This window comes from Marinobacter salicampi, assembly GCF_011074795.1.
GTDB lineage: Bacteria > Pseudomonadota > Gammaproteobacteria > Pseudomonadales > Oleiphilaceae > Marinobacter > Marinobacter salicampi.
Genome location: NZ_JAAMPF010000014.1, coordinates 78,437 through 99,570, shown reverse-complemented (window position 1 = coordinate 99,570; position 21,134 = coordinate 78,437). Strand labels below are relative to the sequence as shown.

The following is a 21,134-nucleotide window of genomic DNA, read 5'->3' as shown; positions in this document are numbered from 1 at the left end:
ACCGACCCAGGGCCACTGGCAAAGCCGTATCACTGCCTGACTACTTATTTTACCGACACGGAGGTGTTCTTGATGTCGAATCAGCTCAACCCGTTTGGCGTGGCCGCCTTGCCTCGAATTGTGTTCGGCAAGGGGGTCTTCGACCAGCTCGTCCCCGCCGTAGCGGCATTGGGCAATAGCTTGCTGATTGTTACCGGCAGCCAGTCGTTCAGGGCCACTGGTTATTGGCTGAGCCTTGTGGAACAACTGGAAGAAGCGGGTGTCCGCTGGCGCCAGGTTTCTGTTAAAGGGGAGCCCAGCCCGCACCAGGTCGATCAGGTGGTAGCGGAGTACGGCGGTGAGGGCATCAACTGTGTGTTGGCGATCGGCGGTGGCAGCGCACTTGATGCGGGCAAGGCTATTGCCGGGCTGCTTACCTGCCAGCGGCCGGTATCTGATTTCCTTGAAGGCGTAGGGCGGCCAGAAGATTATACCGGTCCGGCGGTGCCTTTTGTTGCGGTCCCGACCACGGCTGGAACCGGGAGCGAGCTGACCCGGAACGCGGTCATTACCCAGGCCGGACCAGGGGGGTTCAAGAAATCGTTCCGGGACGACAGGCTGCTGCCCCGGCTGGCGCTGGTCGATCCATCACTACTTGAAAGTTGCCCAGCATCTGTAATGCTCGGCAATGCCCTTGACGCTGTTACCCAGTTGCTGGAAGCGTACGCGTCACCCAGGGCAAGCGCCTTTACGGACGCTCTGGCGGCCGATGGCCTGAGGGCTTTCGCTCTCGGTTTCAGGCCTGACCCGGACCATCCGGTCAGGGATTTCAGTCAACTCGCCTATGCCGCAATGCTGTCGGGTATCTGCCTGACCCAGGCCGGCCTTGGGTCGGTGCATGGTTTTGCTTCGCCTCTCGGGGCGTTTTTCGGAATTCCGCACGGCATGGCGTGCGGCACCATGCTGGCCGCCTGTACCGAGGCAAACATTCGCTTGCTGCAGGCCCGGGAACCGGTAAGCCCTGCTTTGGCAAAGTATCGTGAGGTCTGGCGTATTCTGACTCCGGAGGGTAGCGGCGACACTGGTTCCCCCGAAGCTCTTGCACAGCTACTTCATCACTGGACCGAGGCCTGCCATGTACCCCGTCTGTCAACCTTTGGCATTTCCCAGGCAGACCTGCCGACCATCGTAGCCGCCAGTGGAGGCAACAGTATGAGGACCAACCCCCTGGTACTGACCGAGTCGGAGCTACTTCTGGTCCTGGAACAGCGACTGTAAACCCGATTTTCGAATATTCGTTATAGCTGACTATTCTTCAGTTACAGGCTTATTTTTCATTAAGTATGTTCGTTTAAGGTTGTTAAAATTCGATAACGAATATTATAGTAGTGTTGGTTTTCGATAAAACAAAAATATCCCCGTATCGAGGTTAAAAGAACAAGATGAATGCCATACGACGCGTAACAGCCAGGGAAGTCCTGGATTCCAGAGGTAACCCCACCATCGAAGCCGATGTTGAACTCAGCGACGGAACTGTAGGCGCTGGCTGTGCCCCTTCGGGTGCCTCCACCGGTTCCCGGGAGGCTCTGGAACTCAGAGACGGTGACGTCAGACGCTACCTCGGCAAAGGTGTGCTAAAGGCGGTGGCCGGAGTTAACCGGGAAATCGCCCCGGCTCTGCTCGGGAGGAACCCGGTCGATCAGCTCGCCATTGACCAGGTCATGATTGCGCTGGACGGCACAGAGAATAAGACCAGACTGGGTGCCAATGCATTACTCGCAGTGTCGCTGGCTACCGCGTCGGCCGCTGCACGTTCGCGACACATGCCGATGTATGCTCACTTTGCCGAGCTGTTCGGAGGGACACCTACCTACGTCATGCCAGTGCCGATGATGAACATCATTAACGGTGGTGAACATGCCGACAATAACATCGATATTCCGGAATTCATGATCCAGCCAGTTGGCGCTTCGAGCTTCGGTGAAGCCCTTCGGGTCGGCGCTGAAATATTTCATGCCCTGAAAAAAGTGCTCACCCAGCGCGGCCTGTCCACGGCCGTCGGTGACGAGGGAGGATTCGCGCCCAATCTGGCCTCTAGTGAGCAGGCCCTGGAGGTAATCCGCGAGGCGGTCGACGGTGCAGGCTATCGGCTTGGGACCGACATCACGCTGGCACTGGACTGTGCAGCCTCGGAATTCTACCGCGATGGTTACTATCAGCTCGCCGGTCAGCAATATACTTCAAGTCAGTTCGTGGATTACCTTGCCAGTCTCGTTGAGAAATACCCTATCGTTTCCATTGAAGATGGCCTGGATGAAAGTGACTGGCTTGGCTGGGAGCTGCTCACCCGCCGCCTGGGACAGCGGGTGCAACTGGTCGGGGACGATCTCTTCGTCACCAACACCCGTATTCTGGCCGAAGGTATCGAGCGCAGCGTAGGCAATTCGATACTAATTAAATTCAATCAGATAGGCGCCCTGAGCGAGACCTTCGATGCCATCCGCATGGCCCAGCAGGCGGGCTATACCGCTGTCATTTCCCACCGGTCCGGCGAAACCGAAGACACTACCATCGCTGACCTGGCCGTGGCGACCGGGGCCGGTCAGATCAAGACAGGCTCCCTGTGCCGTTCGGATCGGGTGGCAAAATACAATCGACTGCTACGGATTGAGGAAGAGCTGGCGGGGACTACAAGCTACCCGGGCATTGCCGCCATCAATTGCCAGCATGGGCCGGCCTTCAACCGGGAGTCATACACATGATTCCTTCACTGGTCATTGGAAACTGCAAAATGAATGGCAACTATGTGGCGAACTACACCCTACTGACGGAGCGTCTGCCTGACATTGCCACCAATCGCCGGGCGAGGGTGTCGGTGTGCCCGCCGTTTCCCTATCTGGCCCAGGTGTGCCAGCGCCTGGTGGGCTCCAGGGTCTGCCTGGGTGCGCAGAATGTCAGCGCCCACAGTGGCGGCGAGGGCAGCTGAATCATGACAGACAGAAGCACTAAGGTATTGGTCATCCTGGATGGCTGGGGAAACCGTGAAGAGAGTGAAAACAATGCCATTGCCGCGGCCAGTACGCCGGTATGGGACAGCCTGGTAGCACGCTTTCCTCACAGCCGGATCAGCACCTCCGGCGGCGCTGTTGGTTTGCCCGATGGCCAGATGGGCAACTCCGAGGTGGGCCACATGAATCTCGGAGCAGGCCGTACGGTGTTCCAGAATTTTACCAGGATCAACAATGCCATTGCCGATGGCAGCTTTTACCGCAACGGACCCCTTACACGCCTGGTGGACTCGGTTGCCGCTCGCCAGTCTACGCTGCACATACTGGGGTTGCTGTCTCCCGGGGGCGTCCACAGTCATGTCCTTCATATTGAAGCCATGTGCCGGCTGGCGCAGCAAAGAGGGCTGGATAAGGTAGTCATCCATGGCTTTCTTGATGGCCGTGACACGCCGCCAAGGCAGGCCTTGGAAACCATAAGCGAATTCGAGAGTGGCCTTGCCGGCTGCGGCCAGGCCCGTCTTGGCTCTGTGGTTGGCCGGTACTTCGCAATGGACCGGGACAAACGCTGGAACCGGACCGAAGCGACCTATAGGCTCCTGACCGAAGGTAGCGCTGGCTTTCACAGCACGTCAGCCACAGATGCGGTCAGGGCTGCCTACGAGCGCGGCGAAAATGACGAGTTTGTCCAGGCGACTGTGATCGGAGACACCCCGTGGCAGGGGGCACTCGGGCAGAACGACGGTGTGGTATTCATGAATTTCCGTCCCGACAGGGCACGCCAGCTAACCCGTGCGCTTGTAGACCCGGAATTTGACGGGTTCGAGCGTGCCGTGATTCTGCCACCGGAAAACCTTGTCACGCTGACGGAGTATGCCGGCGATATCCACTGCCCGGTAGCCTTTCCACCGCAGCCTTTGACCAACAGTCTGGGTGAGGTTATGTCGGCGAACGGTTACCGACAGCTTCGCATCGCTGAAACCGAAAAATACGCCCATGTCACGTTCTTCTTTAACGGGGGCAGGGAGGCACCCTTCGAGGGCAAGGAGCGCATCCTCGTGCCCTCGCCGGATGTTGCCTCCTACGACCTGCAGCCTGAAATGAGCGCTCCTGAACTGACGGAGAAGCTGGTGGCGGCGATCAGAAGCAAAACGTTTAATCTGGTGGTCTGCAATTATGCCAACGGCGACATGGTGGGGCATACCGGCAACTTCAACGCCGCGGTCCGGGCTGTGGAAGCCCTTGACCACTGCCTGGGGCAGGTGGCAGATGCGGTGCTGGAAACCGGGGCGGAATGTCTGGTGACCGCTGACCATGGCAATGTCGAGCAGATGTTCGACGCCGAGACAGGGCAGGCCCATACTGCTCATACCCGTGGTACGGTGCCCCTGGTATACGTGAGCGACCGCGCGGCCCACAGGGCTCTGGTCGATGGCAGCCTCAAGGATATTGCACCGACACTGCTGGCGCTGCTTGCCCTGGCACAACCGAAAGAGATGACTGGCCACTCCCTGCTAGAGCCGACAGTGTATTCTACTTAAGTCCAAATGACGTGATGGTGTTCAGACACCAAGCTGTGGATAATTAACAAGCTAACAAAGCGCAGTGCCTGACTTCCTGCGTATCCGGAATGCCATCATGCTCACACAGATCCTCTCCACCCTGCTGCCAGTGTTTCTGATTGCAGGTGCCGGCGCTTTTTATGGACGTTTCCGCACGCCTGATATCCAGGGTCTCAACACCCTGAACATGGAACTGTTCGTGCCGATGCTCGTCTTTGCGGTGCTGGCCGACCAGAAGGCGCCCCTTCAGGAATACGCTCCCCTGGCTCTGGGCGCTGCCGTCATAGTGCTTGGCTCCGGACTCCTGCTCTGGCCTGTGGCACGGGCTCTAAAGCTGGATATACGTACTTTTCTTCCCCCCATGATGTTCAACAACAGTGGCAACATGGGTATCCCCTTGCTGGTGCTGGCCTTTGGGGAAGCCGCGTTGCCTGCTGCCGTTGTGCTATTTATCGTGGAGATGCTGCTGCATTTTTCCGTCGGGCTCTACATGCTAAGCCCCAACACGCCGCTATGGCGTCTGCTTCGGCTTCCCATCGTGATTGCCAGTATTGCAGGGCTAGCCGTCAACCTTGGCGGGGTGCCGTTGCCCGGGTGGCTACTTGAGGCCCTGAACATGCTGGGCGGTGTCTGTATTCCGTTGATGCTGTTTGCGCTGGGCGTTCGCATGCTGGATGTGGATTTCAGCGATTGGAAACTCGGACTGCTGGGGGCGGTGGCCTGTCCTGCCAGTGGTCTGCTCCTGGCCTGGCCCCTGGTATACATGCTGGACCTGCCTGGGTTGCAGCTACCGGCACTACTGGTGTTTGCGGCCCTGCCACCAGCGGTGCTCAACTATATTGTGGCGGAACAGTATCAACAGGAGCCCCATAAAGTGGCGTCCCTGGTGCTGATAGGAAATCTGGGCAGTCTCGCAGTTATTCCACTGGTGCTCGGCTGGATATTCGCCGCCGGCTATGGCTGAACAGGGCAGCCATAGCCATGAGTTTACTTTTTCGTTGTGGTTAAATGGGAGCTTCGACCAATCATACAGGTGAGCAGTTCTGGTGACCGTCAACGATAAACGTCTCAACAAGTGGATCAGCGATTCAGGCACCTGCTCCCGGCGGGAGGCTGACAAGCTGATCGAGCAGAATCGGGTGACGGTCAATGGGCAGCCGGCCGAGCTCGGTACCCGGGTAACCCCTGCCGATGAGGTCCGTGTTGACGGGCGTCTGATTGAAGCGACAGCCAGCAACAAGTCAGACCGGGTCTACATCGCCTACAACAAGCCTGTTGGCATTACCTGCACGACCGAACGACACGTCAAGGGCAATATCATCGACGCCATTGGTCACCCGGAGCGTATTTTCCCGGTGGGTCGACTCGACAAGCCTTCCGAAGGGCTTATTTTTCTGACCAGCGATGGCGATATCGTCAACAAGATACTGAGAGCGGAAAACGCCCACGACAAAGAGTACCTCGTGACCGTCAATAAACCGATCACGAGCGAATTTGTCCGGCGCATGGCAGAGGGTGTGCCCATCCTCGACACGGTCACCAAACCCTGTGAGGTTCAGGTTCAGGCTCGCTTTGTGTTCCGGATCGTACTCACGCAGGGCCTGAACCGGCAGATCCGGCGTATGTGCGAATATCTGGGCTACGATGTCCTTCGTCTCAGGCGGACACGCATCATGATGGTTACCCTTGGTAGCCTCAAGCCTGGCCAATGGCGAGACCTGACACCCGGCGAAACAGCAGCGATCCACCAAGCGGTGGCAGGCTCCAGTAAAACCGCTTTGTCCGCATCTGCGCCGGCACCACCTAAAACTATGGCCCCGGCGGAACGTGCCCGGTCACGAAAGAGCACCAGTCGCAGATCGTGAAACCAGCTTTACCGCAGTAGGTTCGTCCACATTCTTTCCTCGCAAACCTTCACCGACCTGTCTTGAACCAGTTCTCAAAACAGGCCCTTAGGGCCTCTTTTGCTGGAACAGATTTGAGGCACAGTTATCTTTCAGGGTTCTGCTTATCCGGTATCTTACCGTAACAAGATGTAACGGCGATGTGTTCGGTTTCTAGACACCCACATTATCAAACAGGCCTGTTAACGAAATCGAGCTGATGCTGAAACTGAGCCATTACTGAGAGCTGTTACAAGAACAGAATTGCCGTTGGGCCCAGGCAGTGCCTGGCTCAGGAAAGCTGGCAGGCGCACAGTCTGCATCTGAAAGGCTGAGTCGGGGCTTTTGTAGCTCACCTTTACCGGACGATAACAAAGGATGTCCTCAAATCATGTTGCTGGTGCTGGCAGGATCGATGTTGACCTTCGCAATGGTGCAGGAAGCGACTGTTGTTGAGCCCCATCCTCGGGGTACCGTTATTATCGAACAGAAAATCGACAACACCCCCACTGAGTTTCGTCTGGATCGTCGGGTTGAACCTCTCATCGAACAGAAATTCCGCAATATCGTTCGACAGGCCTACGACTACAGCTGCGGCAGTGCCGCCCTGACCACAGTTCTCAAGTACTACCTGGGCCGTGACCTGAACGAGCGTCAGGTGATGGAGGGGCTGCTGCACTATGGTGAGAGCGAGCGCATTGTCGAGCGCAGGGCCTTCTCCATGCTCGACATGAAACGGCTGGTGACCGCCCTCGGTTACCCCGCAGGCGGCTTTCGCGCCAACATTGATGATCTTATGGAACTTGACCATCCGGCCATCGTGCCCATAAATCACGCGGGCTTTAAGCATTTTGTGGTTCTCAGGGCCATACGCGACGGTCGTGTGTTCATCGCTGATCCGGCGGTCGGCAACTATTCGTTCACTCTTGCCCAGTTTGCAGAAAAGTGGGACGACAACGTCCTGTTCATTGTCTTCCCTGGCGGCGACAAGCCCTTTGACTCCCTGGAACTGAAAGAGGAAGACCTGCGGTATGTCGATGACCAGACGCTGACAATGCTCATGCGCCAGCAGTTACCGGAGTTCTATGAGTCCACGGAAAGACGCATTCAGAACCTCCTGGAACGTCAGAAAAACAATCCGGACGGCGAAGCGGAAAATACGCGCAAGCAATTGCATTATCGCCGCAATTAATGGGGCCCGAGTTGGGCCAGAAGACATGATGCTGTGCATGAATGCCGGCATGGCGGAGCGATCATTATCATGACAATTACAAAAAGGGAGCTGGGATGAATCGTTGGTTAATGCGAGGTTTTCTCCTCTGTTCCGTGGCCGGCCTTCCGGCTATTGGGTGGGCACAGGACGAATCCACGGTCGACAAAGCCCGTGATGCGCTGGCACAGCAGGAAGAGGACGAAGACTCTTCCCGTCAGCTTGAGGAAGTTTTCCAGGCCGCCGAGAAAAACTACTCCCTCCAGCAGGAAGGGGTGCACTCGCTGAACTATTCCTTTGACTATTCCTACACCGGCGACCAGAGGCTTGATCTTGCCATCACGGACGGCTCCATCCGTAACATCGACGTTGTTCCGTCAGCGACCCATAATTTCACCAACTCGTTCTCCTATGACTATGGTTTCAAGGATAACCTGACGGTCGGTACCCGAATCCCCCTGGTGGTCAAGTATGACACTCAGGATGAGCTCAGCCTCTACGACATCGGCGATGTCTCCTTCACAGCCCGATGGCAGCCCCTGGCCTATGTGCCCGGCAAGATCTCCACGACCCTGTTCGGCACCTTAAGTACCAAGACCGGCACCAGTCCCTATGAGATCGATGTCAATGAGCAGCTTTCGTCTGGCAGCGGCTACTACTCGATTACCGGGGGCGCCAGTGCCTCCAAGGTGCTCGACCCGGTCGTGCTATTCGGCTCCCTGAGTCTTGCCTACAACATGCCCGTGGATGATCTGGAACAGGTTCGTGGCGGACGCCTTCTTGAAGAGGTTGAGCCTGGGTTCGGCCTATCCGGTTCCCTCGGGTTTGCCTACTCGCTTTCCTACGATATTTCGCTAAGTATCTCAGCTCAGCTCAGTTACACCGACGAGACTGTCCTCACGTTCCGAAATGGTGACCAGGCGGTTGCCCAAGACCAGATGACCGGGTTCCTCAGCATGTCCCTCGGTACCAGGATCAGCGATACCACCATCATCAATACCAGCGTCGGTATTGGTCTTACCGAGGATGCCCCGGACTTCTCCCTGGGTGTTTCCCTGCCCATCAATATCTCTGGCCTGAAAGACTGATGGTACTGGAGACGTTATTGGGGAAGGAACGAACGTCATGGAATTAACCGCACACAGAAAACGTCTGCTCGGAGCTATTGCCGCGTCCGTGGTTACCTGCAGCGCCCAGGCACAGCTGGGTCAGAATCTGGTCAATCACCCAAAAGCGCTGGCTTTAGGCAACGCCGTTACGGCGGATCCGCCTGGTGTCATGGCCATCCATTACAATCCGGCAGGTCTGACCAAGCTTGATGGCCGACAGCTTGAGGTCAACATTACTTCCGTTTACCTGGATATCGACGCGGATTTCTACGCGCCCGAAGGCTATGAAATATTTGGCATTGATGGCCTCGAAATCGACCCGCTGACCGGAGAACAGCGGGACCCGGTGGCCAATACCCACAGTCACACCAACACCGCTGCCCTATATGTTCCCGGCCTGGGTATCCAGAGACTGCCTCCGGGACCCGCTGTTGCTCCCTCGGGTGGCATCAGCCTGAATGAGCCTGGTTCAAAGCTTACCTTTGCCAATGCCTTTTACCTGCCATTTGTCGCCGGCTATGTTCGAGACAGTGATGATCCTGGACGTTTCATGCCCAAGGCGACCGCCTTGCAGCGGGTGACCTATCTGTCTCCCAGCGTGGGCTACAAGATCAACGACGAGTGGTCTGTCGGTGCCGGGATTCACCTGTCCCACATGGGTGTGGCGGCAGATCAGGTCATGCGCGCGCCCAACCTTCTGATGGGGGTGGCGGAAGTACTTCAGGATGCGTTTAATTGTGAGTCGGGGGATGAACCGCTGGCTCCCTGGATTGCTCTTTGCGGTGGTAACGTCGGGCCTTGGGACGAGATTGGTGCGCTAAGCCTGGATGTGCAGGAATCGTTATCGCCAACCTATGCGTTAGGGGTAATGTGGGAGCCTACGGACTGGTTCAACTGGGGTGCGAGTTACACCTCCGAAGCCGATATGAACCTGAAGGGAAGCTTCAACATCGAGTACACCGACGACTGGTCGGGCTTCTGGCAGAGCGTTAACAGCTCCATTCTGGGCGCCATCGGTTCAGCGATACTGAGCCTGCCCTCAGGTGCTCCGCGGGAGTCAGGTAATGTCTCACTGGATCTGACGTATCCCCAGCACTTCCAGACAGGTGTCAGTATCGATGTTCACCGTCTGCTAACCATCAATGCCGATGTAGGCTGGACCGACTACAGCCAGTGGGACGCCCTGAACCTGCAGTTTGACAGGAATCTGGAGTTCCTGAATGCGGCACGCATACTATCCCCCGACAATGCGACCTCAGACTCCCTCAAGTTACCCCTGGGTATGACAGATGTATGGAACTACGGGTTCGGGCTTGAGATCCATGCCTCATCAAGGCTTGATCTCAGGTTTGGGGTCGAGATAAGAGACTCGGTCATACCGGATGATCAGAGACAGATCATGGCGCCTATAGGCGACGCCAGTCTTTACAGCGTAGGGATGGGGTATCAGTGGGACAAGGATACTCGAGTGGACATGCATCTAAGCTACATGCAGTCTATTGAAGAGATACCGGCCAATGGCAGTTGCAACCTGAACTGTGACAATATCACCAATATTATCTACAACCCCTATGCCGGACTGGACGTTAAAACGTCTTTCCGCTTTGCCGCCGCCGGTCTGAGCTTCCGAACAAAGTTCTGAACAAAAGTTCTGAACCTTCCGTATCGGGCACAGGCCAGCCGGCAGAAGGTTTATGGCCGGATATTATGAAAATGACGACCAGGTACTTCGGCCCTCCATTGCTGGCAGGGCTGGTGATATTGACAGGCTGTCAGCAGGGAGCCCCCCTTCTTGACAGGGAAGGCTACTACACCTGGGTGGATGCGTCCGGCCAGCTCCAGTCCACCCGTGTGCCCCGGGAACAGAATAAAAACCCCGAGGACAAATCTGAACAATCGGAGGAAGCGAAAGCGGCCGACTCCACGGGAACTCGGGGCGAGGCGAGGGCGTCGAAGGAATCCCCAGAGCCCGCCACTACCGAAGCATCCGGATCAGCTGCAACCTCCGCGGGCGACGGGACTCCGCGGGATGAATTCAATATGGAAAACTTCCCGGACGGTAACGCCTTGGAGGCCGCCGGCTTTGTCAGGCCCGGGGACCCGATGCCGTATTACACCTGGCAGGACGCCCAGGGCCAGATAAGAGCGAGCTACTATCGTCCCGACATGCGATCGGATGTGGAAAAGGGTCTGATACGGGAACCCGTCACGCTGACGCCCGCCAGCGTCTACCAGCGCCCCGAAGATGCGACCAAAACCCCGTCTCCTGCACAAGGGCAATGGGCCCGGGCTGAGCCTGATGAGCCGGAAGCGTTTGCAGTGCTGGGTATCGCACCCGCTGGCGAGACCTTGTTTGATAAGTGGCGCCGCAGTTGTTGTGACAACCTTCCGGTTTCCGATGTGGTGCCCTGGTCCTCCGGCCGGGAGTTTCAGGTCGATCTTGCGCCTGAAGGTGGCCAATACGACTTTACGTCGGGGGGCAGCAGCTATCGCCTGGTGCTGCTGCCGGCGGAGTCCAGCAGCGACAGCTTTGTGATGCGTCTGCGCTCCTATGCTACCGATGGGCTCTTTGTGCCTTCCCTTGCTTTTCTCGACAGTAATATGACGCCGTTAAGACTGGTTACCGACATGGTGACCAGCTTTACGCCTGAAAGCTGGGCCAGGCAGGGCTATACAGAGGCGTTCGTGCCAGTGTTTCCCCAGCGGGGCGAACGATGGCTGCTGATTTTCACCCGGGCCGAGGATCTGGCTGGCCAGACCGTTTTCGAAACCCGTCGCGGACCACAGGCGCTCACGCATCGCCAGCATGGCCTGATCAGTATCACTGAAATCGAGCCCTGAATCAGTCTTCCGGTCTACTTAGGTCCACCCATTGGTGAGAGAGCCAGTAATAGACGCCGTCTTTCAGCGGGTAGGTGCAGTTGTAGCGCAGGCGCCGGGATGAAAACTCATTGTCTGCCTGGACGTCCACCCGGCCTTTAGCTCCAGTCTCAACCGGAATCCGGCCCTGGCCCGAAGCAAAACAGTTGAGGCGCCCGGAGTCCAGATTATCCGGCAGCGTCAGGCTCAGTCTGGGCGGGTTATCCTCGAGCACACCGCTTGGAAGGTCGTCGCCCGGTACAGGGAGGGCGCGACTTCTCAGCTTGGTCTCCAGAGTGTCGAGCTGGCCAAACGAGGTGGCCACGGGGAATCGGGGCACACGCGTTGCAACCGACGTATCTCCAACAGGACCCGACTGCTGGCCAAAACCCAGCCAGCCCCGCTTGGCTATCGCAGCCTCGAGCTTGTCATCGAACTCGCCGTAGGGGTACGCAAATAACGGCGGCGCTTTACCCAGCCTTTTCTCAAGTTCGGCCTGGGCCTTGTCCAGACTGGCCTCTATGCGTTGCCGCCAGTGCCTGTTGGATTCATCGGGTTTCTGGGGCAGGTGGCCGTGGTCTTCACTGTGGTTTGCTATCAGAACCTCAGGCTTTTCCGCCCAGGTGCCCAGCTGTTCCCAGGTCATGTAGTCCCGTCGACCGATGGCGCCGGTGTTGACGAAAACGGTGAAGGGATAACCAAACTCCTCCAGAATGGGTGCGGCGGTATCCCACACGGAGCTGTACGCATCGTCAAAGGTAATCGCCACCTGCTGGCGCTCGTCAAGTCTGCCTTCCAGCGCGTCTCCTGTACCTTTGTCCAGCGGGACGACCTCAAGCCCGAGACGTTCGATCATTTCCAGTTGGGCCCGGAAAAGGGCGGGGGTGGTGCTGGTGGATGCGGGTGTGGATGAGCTGACATGGTGGTACTGCAAAATAACCAGGTCCGGATGCACAGGGGTGCTCACGAGCAACAGCAGTACCGAAGCTGCGATTGTTCTTTTCGTGGTCTGCCAGGCACGGGACAGGTTGAGCCCCTTTGAAGAGACCTCGTTGGCTTGCGGAAATTGAACCATGAACAGTCCTACTTGGTACGTAACGTCAGTTGAAATAAAGCCGCAGGGTGCTGAATGCTTCGTTAAGCACCTGGACCTCCTCCGTGTTCCCACCACGATCCGGGTGCGCCCGCATGACGGCACGACGAAAGCGGTATTTTACCTCGTCAAGGTTGTCCGGGAGATAATCGAACCCGATCACTTCGGCGGCGGCAAAAGCTTCAGATCGGTCAGGCCGTACATCAGTGCCACCTGACCAGAAGTCTTTCATCATCTGGCTGATACTGCTCTCGGACAGCGAGTATTGTTCGAGGTCCAGATAAAAGCTCCGGAGTTTGTCGGTGTGGGCTGGCGGGCCCTGGCCGGCAACAACCGGATTCCGTCGAAGCTGAATCAGCAAGGGCGAGATCTCGAGTTGCTGCTCGGCTTCGACCAATTCCTCCCTAAGGCGGTACAGGACGTGAAAAGTCAGAAAGTGCACGGGGTAAAGCCGGGCGGGATCGCTGAAATCAACTTTACCGAATAACTGCCAGGGCGGAGACTGAAGGGTTTTAATAAGAGCCAACTCCGAGAGCCCTTTCGGATGCGCCCGTAGAGTAGCCTCTACCGCAACCATCATGTGCTGGACCTGCTGCCCGAGAGCAGCTCGCAGCTCAACGTCCAGTCCCGTCGTGGCGTCTGTGGTGGTGTCTGAAGGGGCGCGTCTGTCAGCCGGGGCACGGCAGCGAGGTGGGACGGGAGCAGAAGTCATGGCTGCAATGGTATGCCACCCCCGAAGCTAAGGGAAGTGTCCGGCGATTCCTGCGTTTATCGCCCTCTGCAGGCTGTGGTATGTGACGGCAGGCTGCGTGCTCCAGTATAATCCTCGCAGTCGTGCCCTGTGCACATCACGCCATTCTCCTATACCTGTACTGATGCCCTATGTCTGAATCTATTGTTTCGCCGGAGCTTACGGTCACTAAGGCCTTCTCTGGTACTCAGCCCTTTCCCGGACCCAACCAAAAGCTTGAGCACGGGAAGCTATATAAACGACTGCGGCGGGAAGTCGGGCAGGCGATCGCTGATTTCGCCATGATTGAAGCAGGGGATAAGGTCATGTGCTGTCTGAGCGGTGGCAAGGACTCCTACGCCATGCTCGATATACTGCTGGCGCTTCAGAAAAGTGCCCCTGTTTCTTTCCAGGTCATCGCGGTCAACCTGGACCAGAAACAGCCAGGTTTTCCAGAGCATGTTCTGCCCGAGTATCTGGCGGGCTTGGGTGTTGAGTACCACGTCATCGAGAAAGACACTTACAGCATCGTCAAGGATAAGATTCCCGAGGGGAAAACCACCTGCGGACTGTGTTCCCGTCTACGTCGTGGCATTCTCTATAATTTCGCTGAGGCCCACGGTGTCACCAAGATCGCCCTCGGCCACCACCGGGACGACCTGCTTGAGACACTGTTTCTCAACATGTTCCACGGCGGCACTCTCAAGACCATGCCGCCCAAGCTCCACAGTGATGACGGCCGCAATGTTGTGATCCGGCCTATGGCCTACTGCCGGGAGAAAGATCTGGCACGCTTCGCCGAGCTGCAGGGCTACCCGATCATTCCGTGCAACCTGTGCGGCTCCCAGGAAAACCTTCAGCGCCAGATGGTCAAGGACATGCTACAGGGCTGGGATAAACAGCATCCGGGCCGACTGGAAGCCATGTTCCGTTCGGTCTGCAACGTCGCGCCTTCACATCTGGCTGATCCGCAGCTGTACGATTTTACCGCTAACAGGCTCCGGGACGCAGGCGCCAAGACAGCAAAGACGGAGACACCGGGTTATGAACAGCTGGACGTTCTCAATCTTTAACCGAACAGGTCGCTAGTGGTGGAGCAGAGCCATAAACGGCAAGGTCCACAGCCCAAAGGCGATCAGCAGAACCCCGGCAAGCTGGCGGAAATACCGGTGCTGGCGCAGGCGTTTGATCCAGGTGGCGGCGTAACCGGTAGCGAACATCGAAGGAAGTGTGCCCAGGCCAAAACAGAACATGGTCAGCGCGGCGCTTGGCACTGAGGGCTGGAGCGCAGCCCAGCCCAGCGTGCTGTAGACCAGGCCGCAGGGAAGCCAGCCCCACAAAGAGCCCAGCGCCAGTGCCTGGCCGGGACGCTTCACAGGTATGAAGTGCCGGGTTAAAGGTGAAAGCCGGCGCCAGACTGGTGCTCCCACCCGTTCTACCCGCCGGATGCCCTGCCACCACTGGGCCATGGACAGCCCCATGGCAATCAGCAAGAGCCCCGCCACCGTTCGCAGCGCCGGGCCAAGCAGTGCCCATTGCTCCGTTGCCGAGTTGCTCAGCAGGGCAATCAGGGTGGCCAGCAGCACGTAACTTCCAATGCGCCCCCCATTGAAGCACAGCAGCATCAGGGTCTGGCGCCACCTGAAACCGGGCCCAACAGGCAGCGCCATGGAAAGAGACGCACTGATGCCGCCACACATCCCGAGGCAGTGGGTACTGCCCAACAGGCCGATTAAAAACGCGCTGGAATAACTGAGGTAAAGGGGCGCGTCCACTACTGGTCGGGCTTTTCCCGGGCGCCTGCTTCGCTACTCTGCTCAGCGGGGCCCTCCGGTGGCTGGATTTTGCCGTGTGCCGGCTTGTCCTGGCGCGCATCGTCAGGAATCATGTCCTTGTCATCGTCGTACAGGATGCGGTGAGCAGGGCCGTCGAGGTCGTCGTACTGACCATTCCGGACGGCCCAGGAAAACAGCAGAATACCCAGCGCGACCAGGACCAGAGTGATGGGGACGAGTATAAAAACGATTTTCATAAAACCTGTCCTCGTGTTTCAGGGTCGGACCACGACCAAATTATCAGCCTGCGGGGCCGGCGCCAACAAGCGCGGGTTGCGCCGGTGCAGCGGCCACTGTGGAGCGGTCTTTCCCCAGCCGGAGAGCATTCAGCACCACCAGCAGTGAACTGGCTGACATACCGATGGCCGCAAGCCAGGGCGGAACCAGCCCGGCAGCAGCCAGGGGCAGGGCGCAGAGATTGTAGCCCAGGGCCCAGGCCATATTCTGCCGGATAACGACCCGGGTCCGCCGGCTTATATCCAGTGCTGCCAATAGCTGACGAAGCTGGCCATTGAGCAGGACAGCGTCAGCCTTGAGTCGGGTAAGGTCGGCCGCCGAGCCCATGGCCACCGACACGGTTGCTCCTGCCATTGAAGGCAGATCGTTTAGCCCATCACCCACCATCATGATGGTGCGTCCCTGCTGCTTTAAGGATTCCAGAACCTCCAGCTTGCGCTCTGGCGAAGCCTGCCCGATCGCTTCGTCAATGTTCAGCAGGGCACCAATGCGGGCTACATGGCCGGAGCGGTCGCCGCTCAGTAACACAGTGCGAATGCCCTGGGCCTGCAGAGCAGCGACGGTCTGGACCGCGTCCTGACGCGGCGAGTCGTCCAGCACGAAGCAGGCGAGCCAGCCCTCGTCGTCCGCAAGCCAGATCTCAAGGCCTGCATCGCTGCGCCAGGAGGGCAAGGAATGACTGGTGTGACATGCCACAAACTCGGCATGCCCGATATAGACATTGCGATTACCAGCTGTCTTGCCCGCAAGACCATCGCCGATATGGTTTGTCACGTCAGTGGTAACAGCCGGCTTCTGGTTTTTGAAGACCTGGGCGATGGGATGTTCTGAATACTGTTCCAGCCCTGCGGCCAGTGCCAGGCATTGGTTTGCGTCCAGCTCTGCGAAGGTCTGGGTGCGTATCAGGCGCAGTTCTCCTTCGGTCAGGGTACCGGTTTTGTCGAATACCACCGTATCAACGGTGCCAAGGGACTCCAGGGTATGAGCGCGGGTGGGCAGGAAGCCGAGCTTGCGAAGCCGCATGGTTGCGCTTGTTATCGCGGTCGGAGTTGCCAGTGATAGCGCGCAGGGGCAGGTCACCACCAGCACCGAAAGGGTGATGTCGAAAGCATTGTCGGCGCCGACGTACCACCACCCGAGCCATACCATCGGCGCTATGATGAGGACCCGGCTTACAAAGACCTTGGCAATGCGGTCGGCCATTCTAGCGGCCGGGGCTTTTTCTGACTGGACCCTGTCCAGGATTCGCAGGATGCCCGACAGCCTTGTTTTGGCGCCGGTTCGCAGCACACGTACGGTCAGGGGCCCTTCGCCATTGATGCTGCCGGCGTGGGCGGGGTCACCCGGTTGCCTCGTTTCTGGCAGGTACTCGCCGGTGAGGGCCGCCTCATTCAGGGTCGACCGGCCAGCCGTAATCTCCCCGTCCACCGGCAGGGTCTCGCCGGGCTTGACCCGGATCAGGTCGCCCTCCACCAGCTCGTGCACCGGCACCACCTCGGTTTCGCCACCAGCCCGGACCACAGAGGCAACCGCAGGTTGTACCGACCCCAGAGCATTACCGGTCAGTCCGGCTCGGTAGCGGGCCTGCATTTCAATGTAACGGCCCAGGGCGAGAAAGAAAGTAAACATGCAGACCGACTCAAAATAGACTTCTTCACCACCAAATACCGTCACCCAGGCGCTGGCAGTGTAAGCCAGACCAATGGCGACGGCGACTGGCACGTCCATGGTCAGGTGGCGGGTTCTGATATCCCTCAGGGCATTGCTGAAGAAAGGCCGGGCGCTGTATAGCACCACCGGTGTTGCCACCAGCAGGCTGAACCAGCGGAATAGCTGAATGAAGTCGCCTGACAGGTCGCTGACCAGCTCAAAATAGAGGGGAAACGCCAGCATCATCGTCTGCATGGAACCGATGCCCGCCACACACAGCCTGATTAGCGCGGAACGCTTCTCGGCCTGCAGCGCGCGCTCAGCCTCATCCGGCTGGAAGGGCCTGGCCCGATAACCCAGTTCGTGGATAGCAAGCAACAGGTTGCTCAGGGTGGTCTGTTCCGGTGACCACACAAGACGTGCCCGCTGGGTGCTGTGGTTGACGGAAAAGGCGATCACACCCGGACGTTGCCCCAGGTGATTCTCGATCAGCCAGATGCAGGCCGCACAGGTGATCCCCTCGATTAGCAACTGGGCTTCCAGTCCCGCTTTCACCGGCACCACAAAGGATTTCTGAACCAGCGGATGGTCCAGCTCCCTGATCTGTTCCCGCTCAGACTCCGTCAGTGCTCTGGGCGTGAGCGCCTGCTCGGTACGGTGCCGGTAAAATCCGGTCAGGCCTTCAGCCTCTATGGTTTCGAATACCGCCTTACAGCCGTAGCAACAGAAGTTCTGCTGCTCGTCACCAACGCCAAGAGTTATCGGCGGAGAGCCCAGGGCAGGCTCCCCGCAGTGGTAGCAGGTGCTGGTGCTCACCCCTTGTTTGCTGCCGCTTCCAGGTTCAGCGTGGAAGTGGCTGGAAGGGTGACCTCGCCCTTGAGACGCCAGTCGTTTGAAGGGCCCCGGAGATCCAGGTACCAGCGCCCATCAAGATTGCGGGGCAGTTCGGCCCTGTATTGACCGATTCCGGTCTGCTGCAACTGGATGGTACGGTCGCGGGTATCCAGGGTCGGATGGTACAGGTTCAGAATCAGGTAGGGGGCCTGACGCTGGTCAGCGGGGCCTTCAATGGCCAGCCGCAGCTCGGCATCAGTAAAGCTAAGGCCGGCCTGCAGGTTAAGGTCAATGGCTTTCTGGTCACGGGCTATTTCCATATTGATGCCTCGCCCTTCTTTCGAGTAATCATCCGTCACCATGGAATTATTGCTATTCATCGCCACGGTGATGGCAATCGTGCACCAGATGATCGATGCACCGGGGAAGATAAGCAGGAACCAGAACCAGGGCTGGCGGTACCAGGGCGCGACGGTATTTTCTGTGGTCATAGACTTGTCTCTTGAATGTCAGCCCGGGCCACACGGGCCCGGAAATATCCGGCTAAAGATCTCAGCGCTCAGGGCCTACAAAGCGGCTTTCGACTTCCAGTACCAGGGTCTCGTCCGACTTTGAAGCGGCGCGGAACTCAATGGTGTTATTACTCTGGTCGATAGCCGCGGGGCTGGCCTCAACGACTGTCGGCACCGTGCGGTTGGCGCCCGCGGCGACCTCAATTTCCTTGTTATCAACGATTGTGAGCGTCTCCAGGCCCGATACCGAAAGCTCAAATGTCTGGGGCACTTCGGTCATGTTTACCAGTTTGACGGTATAGGAGTTTTCGATCAGTCCCTGGCCATTCATTCGGTACAAGGCACCCCTGTCCCGCAGGACATCAAGCTGTGCCGGGACCCGTGTCAGGAGCGTAAATACCATGGCTGCTATCATTAACAGCAGCACCACGCCGTACCCGAACGTTCTGGGCCGCAACAGTTTTGACGGCTTGCCCTCAAGTTCATGCTCTGTCGCGTAGCGGATCAACCCTTTCGGGTAATCCATCTTTTCCATCACTTCATCGCAGGCATCGATACACAGGGCACAGCCAATGCACTCGTACTGCAGGCCGTCGCGGATATCAATGCCGGTCGGGCAGACCTGAACGCACATGCCGCAGTCGATGCAATCCCCAAGACCCGCTTCTTCCGGCGTAACCGACTTCTTGCGGTGCCCTCGTGGTTCGCCACGATGCGGGTCGTAGGACACTACCCGGGTATCCTCGTCCAGCATGACCGACTGAAAGCGGGCATAGGGGCACATGTAGAGGCATACCTGCTCTCTCATCCAGCCTGCATTCATATAAGTGGCCACGGTAAAGAAGCCCACCCAGAAATACGCCCAACCGTTGGCCTGTAAGGTAAACAAGTCAACGCTAAGTTCCCGAACCGGGTAGAAATAACCGACGAATGTCAGCCCGGTTGCGAAGGCGATCAATAGCCAGACGGCATGTTTTGCTGACTTTTTGGCGACTTTCTCGGCTGAGTTCGGGGATTTATCCAGCTTCATCCGCTTGTTGCGGCTGCCCTCTATGCGCTCCTCCACCCACATGAAGATGAAGGTCCAGACGGTCTGAGGGCAGGTGTAACCGCACCATACGCGGCCAAACAGGGTTGTGATAAAAAACAGGCCGAACGCGGAAATAATGAGCATGCCCGACAGCAGAATAAAATCTTTCGGATAGAAGGTGCCGCCAAACAGGTGGAATTCCCGTCCGGGCAAGTCAAAATATATCAGCGGCTGACCATCGAAGGTAACCCAGCAAAACAGGAAATACATGCCCATCAATGCCCAGAGGCTGACGGTACGTATACGCTGAAAAATACCCTTGACCTCTTTTACGTATATTTTTTTACGACTTGCGTAAAGGTCAACGGTTCTGGATTTGTTATTGTTGGAGGTATCATTGGCGGGGTCTATCTGTTTGACCGGTATTTGACTGGTCATTGTAACCTCCCGGTAGACTGGCCTCCTAGAGCCTGGCCACGCTGGACAAGGGTTCAGGAGACTGGGGCCGGCCTATCAAGCCGGCCCCGGCCCTGTCAGTTCGACAGGCTGTACACATAGGCGGCAAGGATATGTATCTGGTCCTCGCTCAGCCGGTCGGATTGCGCTGGCATACGGTTCTGCCTGCCGTTGACCACTGTTTCCTCGATCCATTCATAGGTGCTACCGAAGAGCCAGGCGTCGTCAGTCAGGTTGGGGGCGCCCATGGACTGGTTACCTGTGGCATCAGCACCGTGACAGCCGGCACAACCTTGGGCAAACACAGCTTCACCTGCCTCGGCGGCGGCTTCGTCCCGCTCCCGGCCACTAAAGCTCAGGACATAGTTGACGACCTGGTCTACCTGAGTCGAGGTCATGTCAGGCATGAAGCCTTTTGCCGGCATATTGCCCTGGCGCCCGTTGGTGAGGGTCTCAACAATGTTTTCCGGCTCGCCTCCGTAAAGCCAGGCGTCGTCGGTGAGGTTGGGGAAGCCGATGGCACCCCGGGCAGCAGAACCATGGCAGACCGCGCAGTTGTTGGCAAACAGGCGCTGGCCCATCTGCATGGCGTCTTCCACTTCGGCCAGCTCAGGGATCGGCACCTCCCCGTAGCGAGCGTAAAGCTCACCATAGCGGGCATCGGCCAACTGAACCTCTTCTTCCCACTGGCCTTCCTGGGACCAGCCCAGCAGTCCCTGGAAATTGCCAAGGCCGGGATACAGCGCCAGGTAGCCCAGGCTGAATACGCATGTTCCGATAAACAGGTAGTACCACCACTTAGGCAGCGGGTTGTCGTATTCCTCAATGCCATCGAAGGAGTGGCCGGTTGTCCGCTCGGTTTCACTGTCCGAGGTCTGGCCCTTACGGGTGGCCGACAATAGCCACCAGCATCCGAAAATGGTACCGAGCACGAGCACACTGATCCAGATGCTCCAAAACGTACTCATTGCTTCTTCTCCGTCTTGTCCTGTTCGCGGGTGCGCTGATCAATCTCGTCGTCATCGAAGGGCAGGTTGGCTGCCTCGTCGTTGGGTTTCTTGCGGTGGGAACTGTAGGCCCACCAGCAAATACCCAGAAAAACGATCATGACCAGAAGCGTGTGAATGCCCCGAAAATCGTTAATATCCAT

The 21,134-nt window shown here is 57.9% G+C and carries 20 protein-coding genes; 11 read left to right on the top strand and 9 right to left on the bottom strand.

Features of this window, described 5'->3' with window-relative positions:
• Positions 1-72 precede the first annotated feature (72 nt).
• The 10 genes from G7W63_RS07415 to G7W63_RS07370 all read left to right on the top strand — a co-directional run bounded on the left by G7W63_RS07415 (position 73) and on the right by G7W63_RS07370 (position 11,589).
• Entirely contained in the window at positions 73-1,257 is a 1,185-nt protein-coding gene (locus G7W63_RS07415) for an iron-containing alcohol dehydrogenase (RefSeq protein WP_166255504.1), read from the top strand.
• Positions 1,258-1,421: 164 nt separating this feature from the next.
• Complete coding sequence (gene eno / locus G7W63_RS07410) at positions 1,422-2,741, top strand: phosphopyruvate hydratase (RefSeq protein WP_166255501.1); 1,320 nt, start codon at positions 1,422-1,424, stop codon at positions 2,739-2,741.
• Entirely contained in the window at positions 2,738-2,965 is a 228-nt protein-coding gene (locus tag G7W63_RS07405) for a triose-phosphate isomerase (protein ID WP_166255498.1), read from the top strand. Before eno ends, G7W63_RS07405 begins: the two co-directional genes overlap by 4 nt.
• A gap of 3 nt (positions 2,966-2,968) precedes the next feature.
• Positions 2,969-4,525: a 2,3-bisphosphoglycerate-independent phosphoglycerate mutase gene (gpmI, locus tag G7W63_RS07400; protein WP_166255495.1), complete on the top strand. Its 1,557-nt coding sequence runs from the start codon at positions 2,969-2,971 to the stop codon at positions 4,523-4,525.
• A gap of 97 nt (positions 4,526-4,622) precedes the next feature.
• A complete protein-coding gene (locus G7W63_RS07395) occupies positions 4,623-5,510 on the top strand; it encodes an AEC family transporter (RefSeq protein WP_166255492.1) in 888 nt (295 codons plus the stop codon).
• 82 nt (positions 5,511-5,592) lie between these two features.
• A complete protein-coding gene (gene rluF / locus G7W63_RS07390; protein WP_242634347.1) occupies positions 5,593-6,411 on the top strand; it encodes a 23S rRNA pseudouridine(2604) synthase RluF in 819 nt (272 codons plus the stop codon).
• 409 nt (positions 6,412-6,820) lie between these two features.
• Entirely contained in the window at positions 6,821-7,621 is an 801-nt protein-coding gene (locus tag G7W63_RS07385; RefSeq protein WP_166255489.1) for a C39 family peptidase, read from the top strand.
• 95 nt (positions 7,622-7,716) lie between these two features.
• Positions 7,717-8,727: a transporter gene (locus tag G7W63_RS07380; RefSeq protein WP_166255486.1), complete on the top strand. Its 1,011-nt coding sequence runs from the start codon at positions 7,717-7,719 to the stop codon at positions 8,725-8,727.
• 37 nt (positions 8,728-8,764) lie between these two features.
• Positions 8,765-10,390 (top strand): OmpP1/FadL family transporter, encoded by a 1,626-nt coding sequence (locus tag G7W63_RS07375; RefSeq protein ID WP_166255483.1) that lies wholly within the window; start codon positions 8,765-8,767, stop codon positions 10,388-10,390.
• A gap of 71 nt (positions 10,391-10,461) precedes the next feature.
• Positions 10,462-11,589: a MalM family protein gene (locus G7W63_RS07370; RefSeq protein WP_166255480.1), complete on the top strand. Its 1,128-nt coding sequence runs from the start codon at positions 10,462-10,464 to the stop codon at positions 11,587-11,589.
• Position 11,590: 1 nt separating this feature from the next.
• Here G7W63_RS07370 and G7W63_RS07365 read toward each other — a convergent pair whose 3' ends face one another.
• Both G7W63_RS07365 and G7W63_RS07360 read right to left on the bottom strand, forming a co-directional pair.
• Positions 11,591-12,682 (bottom strand): polysaccharide deacetylase family protein, encoded by a 1,092-nt coding sequence (locus G7W63_RS07365; protein ID WP_166255477.1) that lies wholly within the window; start codon positions 12,680-12,682, stop codon positions 11,591-11,593.
• Between the two features lie 25 nt (positions 12,683-12,707).
• Complete coding sequence (locus G7W63_RS07360) at positions 12,708-13,412, bottom strand: DNA-J related domain-containing protein (protein ID WP_166255474.1); 705 nt, start codon at positions 13,410-13,412, stop codon at positions 12,708-12,710.
• Positions 13,413-13,582: 170 nt separating this feature from the next.
• Here G7W63_RS07360 and ttcA point away from each other — a divergent pair, with 170 nt between their 5' ends.
• The gene (gene ttcA / locus G7W63_RS07355; RefSeq protein ID WP_166255471.1) at positions 13,583-14,503 is read left to right on the top strand and encodes a tRNA 2-thiocytidine(32) synthetase TtcA; all 921 of its coding nucleotides are present in this window, start codon (positions 13,583-13,585) and stop codon (positions 14,501-14,503) included.
• A 12-nt stretch (positions 14,504-14,515) separates the two neighbouring features.
• On the opposite strand, the gene G7W63_RS07350 is transcribed toward ttcA, so the two are convergent.
• The 7 genes from G7W63_RS07350 to G7W63_RS07320 all read right to left on the bottom strand — a co-directional run bounded on the left by G7W63_RS07350 (position 14,516) and on the right by G7W63_RS07320 (position 21,134).
• Positions 14,516-15,205 carry a sulfite exporter TauE/SafE family protein gene (locus G7W63_RS07350; protein WP_166255468.1) on the bottom strand — a complete coding sequence of 230 codons (690 nt, stop codon included), beginning with the start codon at positions 15,203-15,205 and terminating at the stop codon, positions 14,516-14,518.
• Positions 15,205-15,462, bottom strand: a complete 258-nt coding sequence (gene ccoS / locus G7W63_RS07345) for a cbb3-type cytochrome oxidase assembly protein CcoS (protein ID WP_166255465.1) — start codon at positions 15,460-15,462, stop codon at positions 15,205-15,207. The genes G7W63_RS07350 and ccoS overlap by 1 nt, the downstream gene beginning before the upstream one ends.
• A gap of 43 nt (positions 15,463-15,505) precedes the next feature.
• The gene (locus G7W63_RS07340) at positions 15,506-17,968 is read right to left on the bottom strand and encodes a heavy metal translocating P-type ATPase (protein ID WP_166255462.1); all 2,463 of its coding nucleotides are present in this window, start codon (positions 17,966-17,968) and stop codon (positions 15,506-15,508) included.
• Positions 17,965-18,477, bottom strand: coding sequence for a FixH family protein (locus G7W63_RS07335; protein WP_166255459.1), 513 nt, complete (start codon positions 18,475-18,477; stop codon positions 17,965-17,967). Before G7W63_RS07335 ends, G7W63_RS07340 begins: the two co-directional genes overlap by 4 nt.
• A gap of 61 nt (positions 18,478-18,538) precedes the next feature.
• Positions 18,539-19,966 carry a cytochrome c oxidase accessory protein CcoG gene (gene ccoG, locus G7W63_RS07330; protein ID WP_166255456.1) on the bottom strand — a complete coding sequence of 476 codons (1,428 nt, stop codon included), beginning with the start codon at positions 19,964-19,966 and terminating at the stop codon, positions 18,539-18,541.
• Between the two features lie 95 nt (positions 19,967-20,061).
• Positions 20,062-20,952, bottom strand: coding sequence for a cytochrome-c oxidase, cbb3-type subunit III (gene ccoP, locus G7W63_RS07325; protein ID WP_166255453.1), 891 nt, complete (start codon positions 20,950-20,952; stop codon positions 20,062-20,064).
• Positions 20,949-21,134, bottom strand: coding sequence for a cbb3-type cytochrome oxidase subunit 3 (locus tag G7W63_RS07320; RefSeq protein ID WP_166255450.1), 186 nt, complete (start codon positions 21,132-21,134; stop codon positions 20,949-20,951). The genes ccoP and G7W63_RS07320 overlap by 4 nt, the downstream gene beginning before the upstream one ends.

What these genes read in the sequence shown, in the direction of transcription:
- G7W63_RS07415 (WP_166255504.1), top strand. Translation starts at nt 73, where the DNA reads ATGTCGAATCAGCTCAACCCGTTTGGCGTGGCCGCCTTGCCTCGAATT.
- eno (WP_166255501.1), top strand. Translation starts at nt 1,422, where the DNA reads ATGAATGCCATACGACGCGTAACAGCCAGGGAAGTCCTGGATTCCAGA.
- G7W63_RS07405 (WP_166255498.1), top strand. Translation starts at nt 2,738, where the DNA reads ATGATTCCTTCACTGGTCATTGGAAACTGCAAAATGAATGGCAACTAT.
- gpmI (WP_166255495.1), top strand. Translation starts at nt 2,969, where the DNA reads ATGACAGACAGAAGCACTAAGGTATTGGTCATCCTGGATGGCTGGGGA.
- G7W63_RS07395 (WP_166255492.1), top strand. Translation starts at nt 4,623, where the DNA reads ATGCTCACACAGATCCTCTCCACCCTGCTGCCAGTGTTTCTGATTGCA.
- G7W63_RS07385 (WP_166255489.1), top strand. Translation starts at nt 6,821, where the DNA reads ATGTTGCTGGTGCTGGCAGGATCGATGTTGACCTTCGCAATGGTGCAG.
- G7W63_RS07380 (WP_166255486.1), top strand. Translation starts at nt 7,717, where the DNA reads ATGAATCGTTGGTTAATGCGAGGTTTTCTCCTCTGTTCCGTGGCCGGC.
- G7W63_RS07375 (WP_166255483.1), top strand. Translation starts at nt 8,765, where the DNA reads ATGGAATTAACCGCACACAGAAAACGTCTGCTCGGAGCTATTGCCGCG.
- G7W63_RS07370 (WP_166255480.1), top strand. Translation starts at nt 10,462, where the DNA reads ATGACGACCAGGTACTTCGGCCCTCCATTGCTGGCAGGGCTGGTGATA.
- G7W63_RS07365 (WP_166255477.1), bottom strand. Translation starts at nt 12,682, where the DNA reads ATGGTTCAATTTCCGCAAGCCAACGAGGTCTCTTCAAAGGGGCTCAAC.
- G7W63_RS07360 (WP_166255474.1), bottom strand. Translation starts at nt 13,412, where the DNA reads ATGACTTCTGCTCCCGTCCCACCTCGCTGCCGTGCCCCGGCTGACAGA.
- ttcA (WP_166255471.1), top strand. Translation starts at nt 13,583, where the DNA reads ATGTCTGAATCTATTGTTTCGCCGGAGCTTACGGTCACTAAGGCCTTC.
- ccoS (WP_166255465.1), bottom strand. Translation starts at nt 15,462, where the DNA reads ATGAAAATCGTTTTTATACTCGTCCCCATCACTCTGGTCCTGGTCGCG.
- G7W63_RS07335 (WP_166255459.1), bottom strand. Translation starts at nt 18,477, where the DNA reads ATGACCACAGAAAATACCGTCGCGCCCTGGTACCGCCAGCCCTGGTTC.
- ccoG (WP_166255456.1), bottom strand. Translation starts at nt 19,966, where the DNA reads ATGACCAGTCAAATACCGGTCAAACAGATAGACCCCGCCAATGATACC.
- ccoP (WP_166255453.1), bottom strand. Translation starts at nt 20,952, where the DNA reads ATGAGTACGTTTTGGAGCATCTGGATCAGTGTGCTCGTGCTCGGTACC.
- G7W63_RS07320 (WP_166255450.1), bottom strand. Translation starts at nt 21,134, where the DNA reads ATGGATATTAACGATTTTCGGGGCATTCACACGCTTCTGGTCATGATC.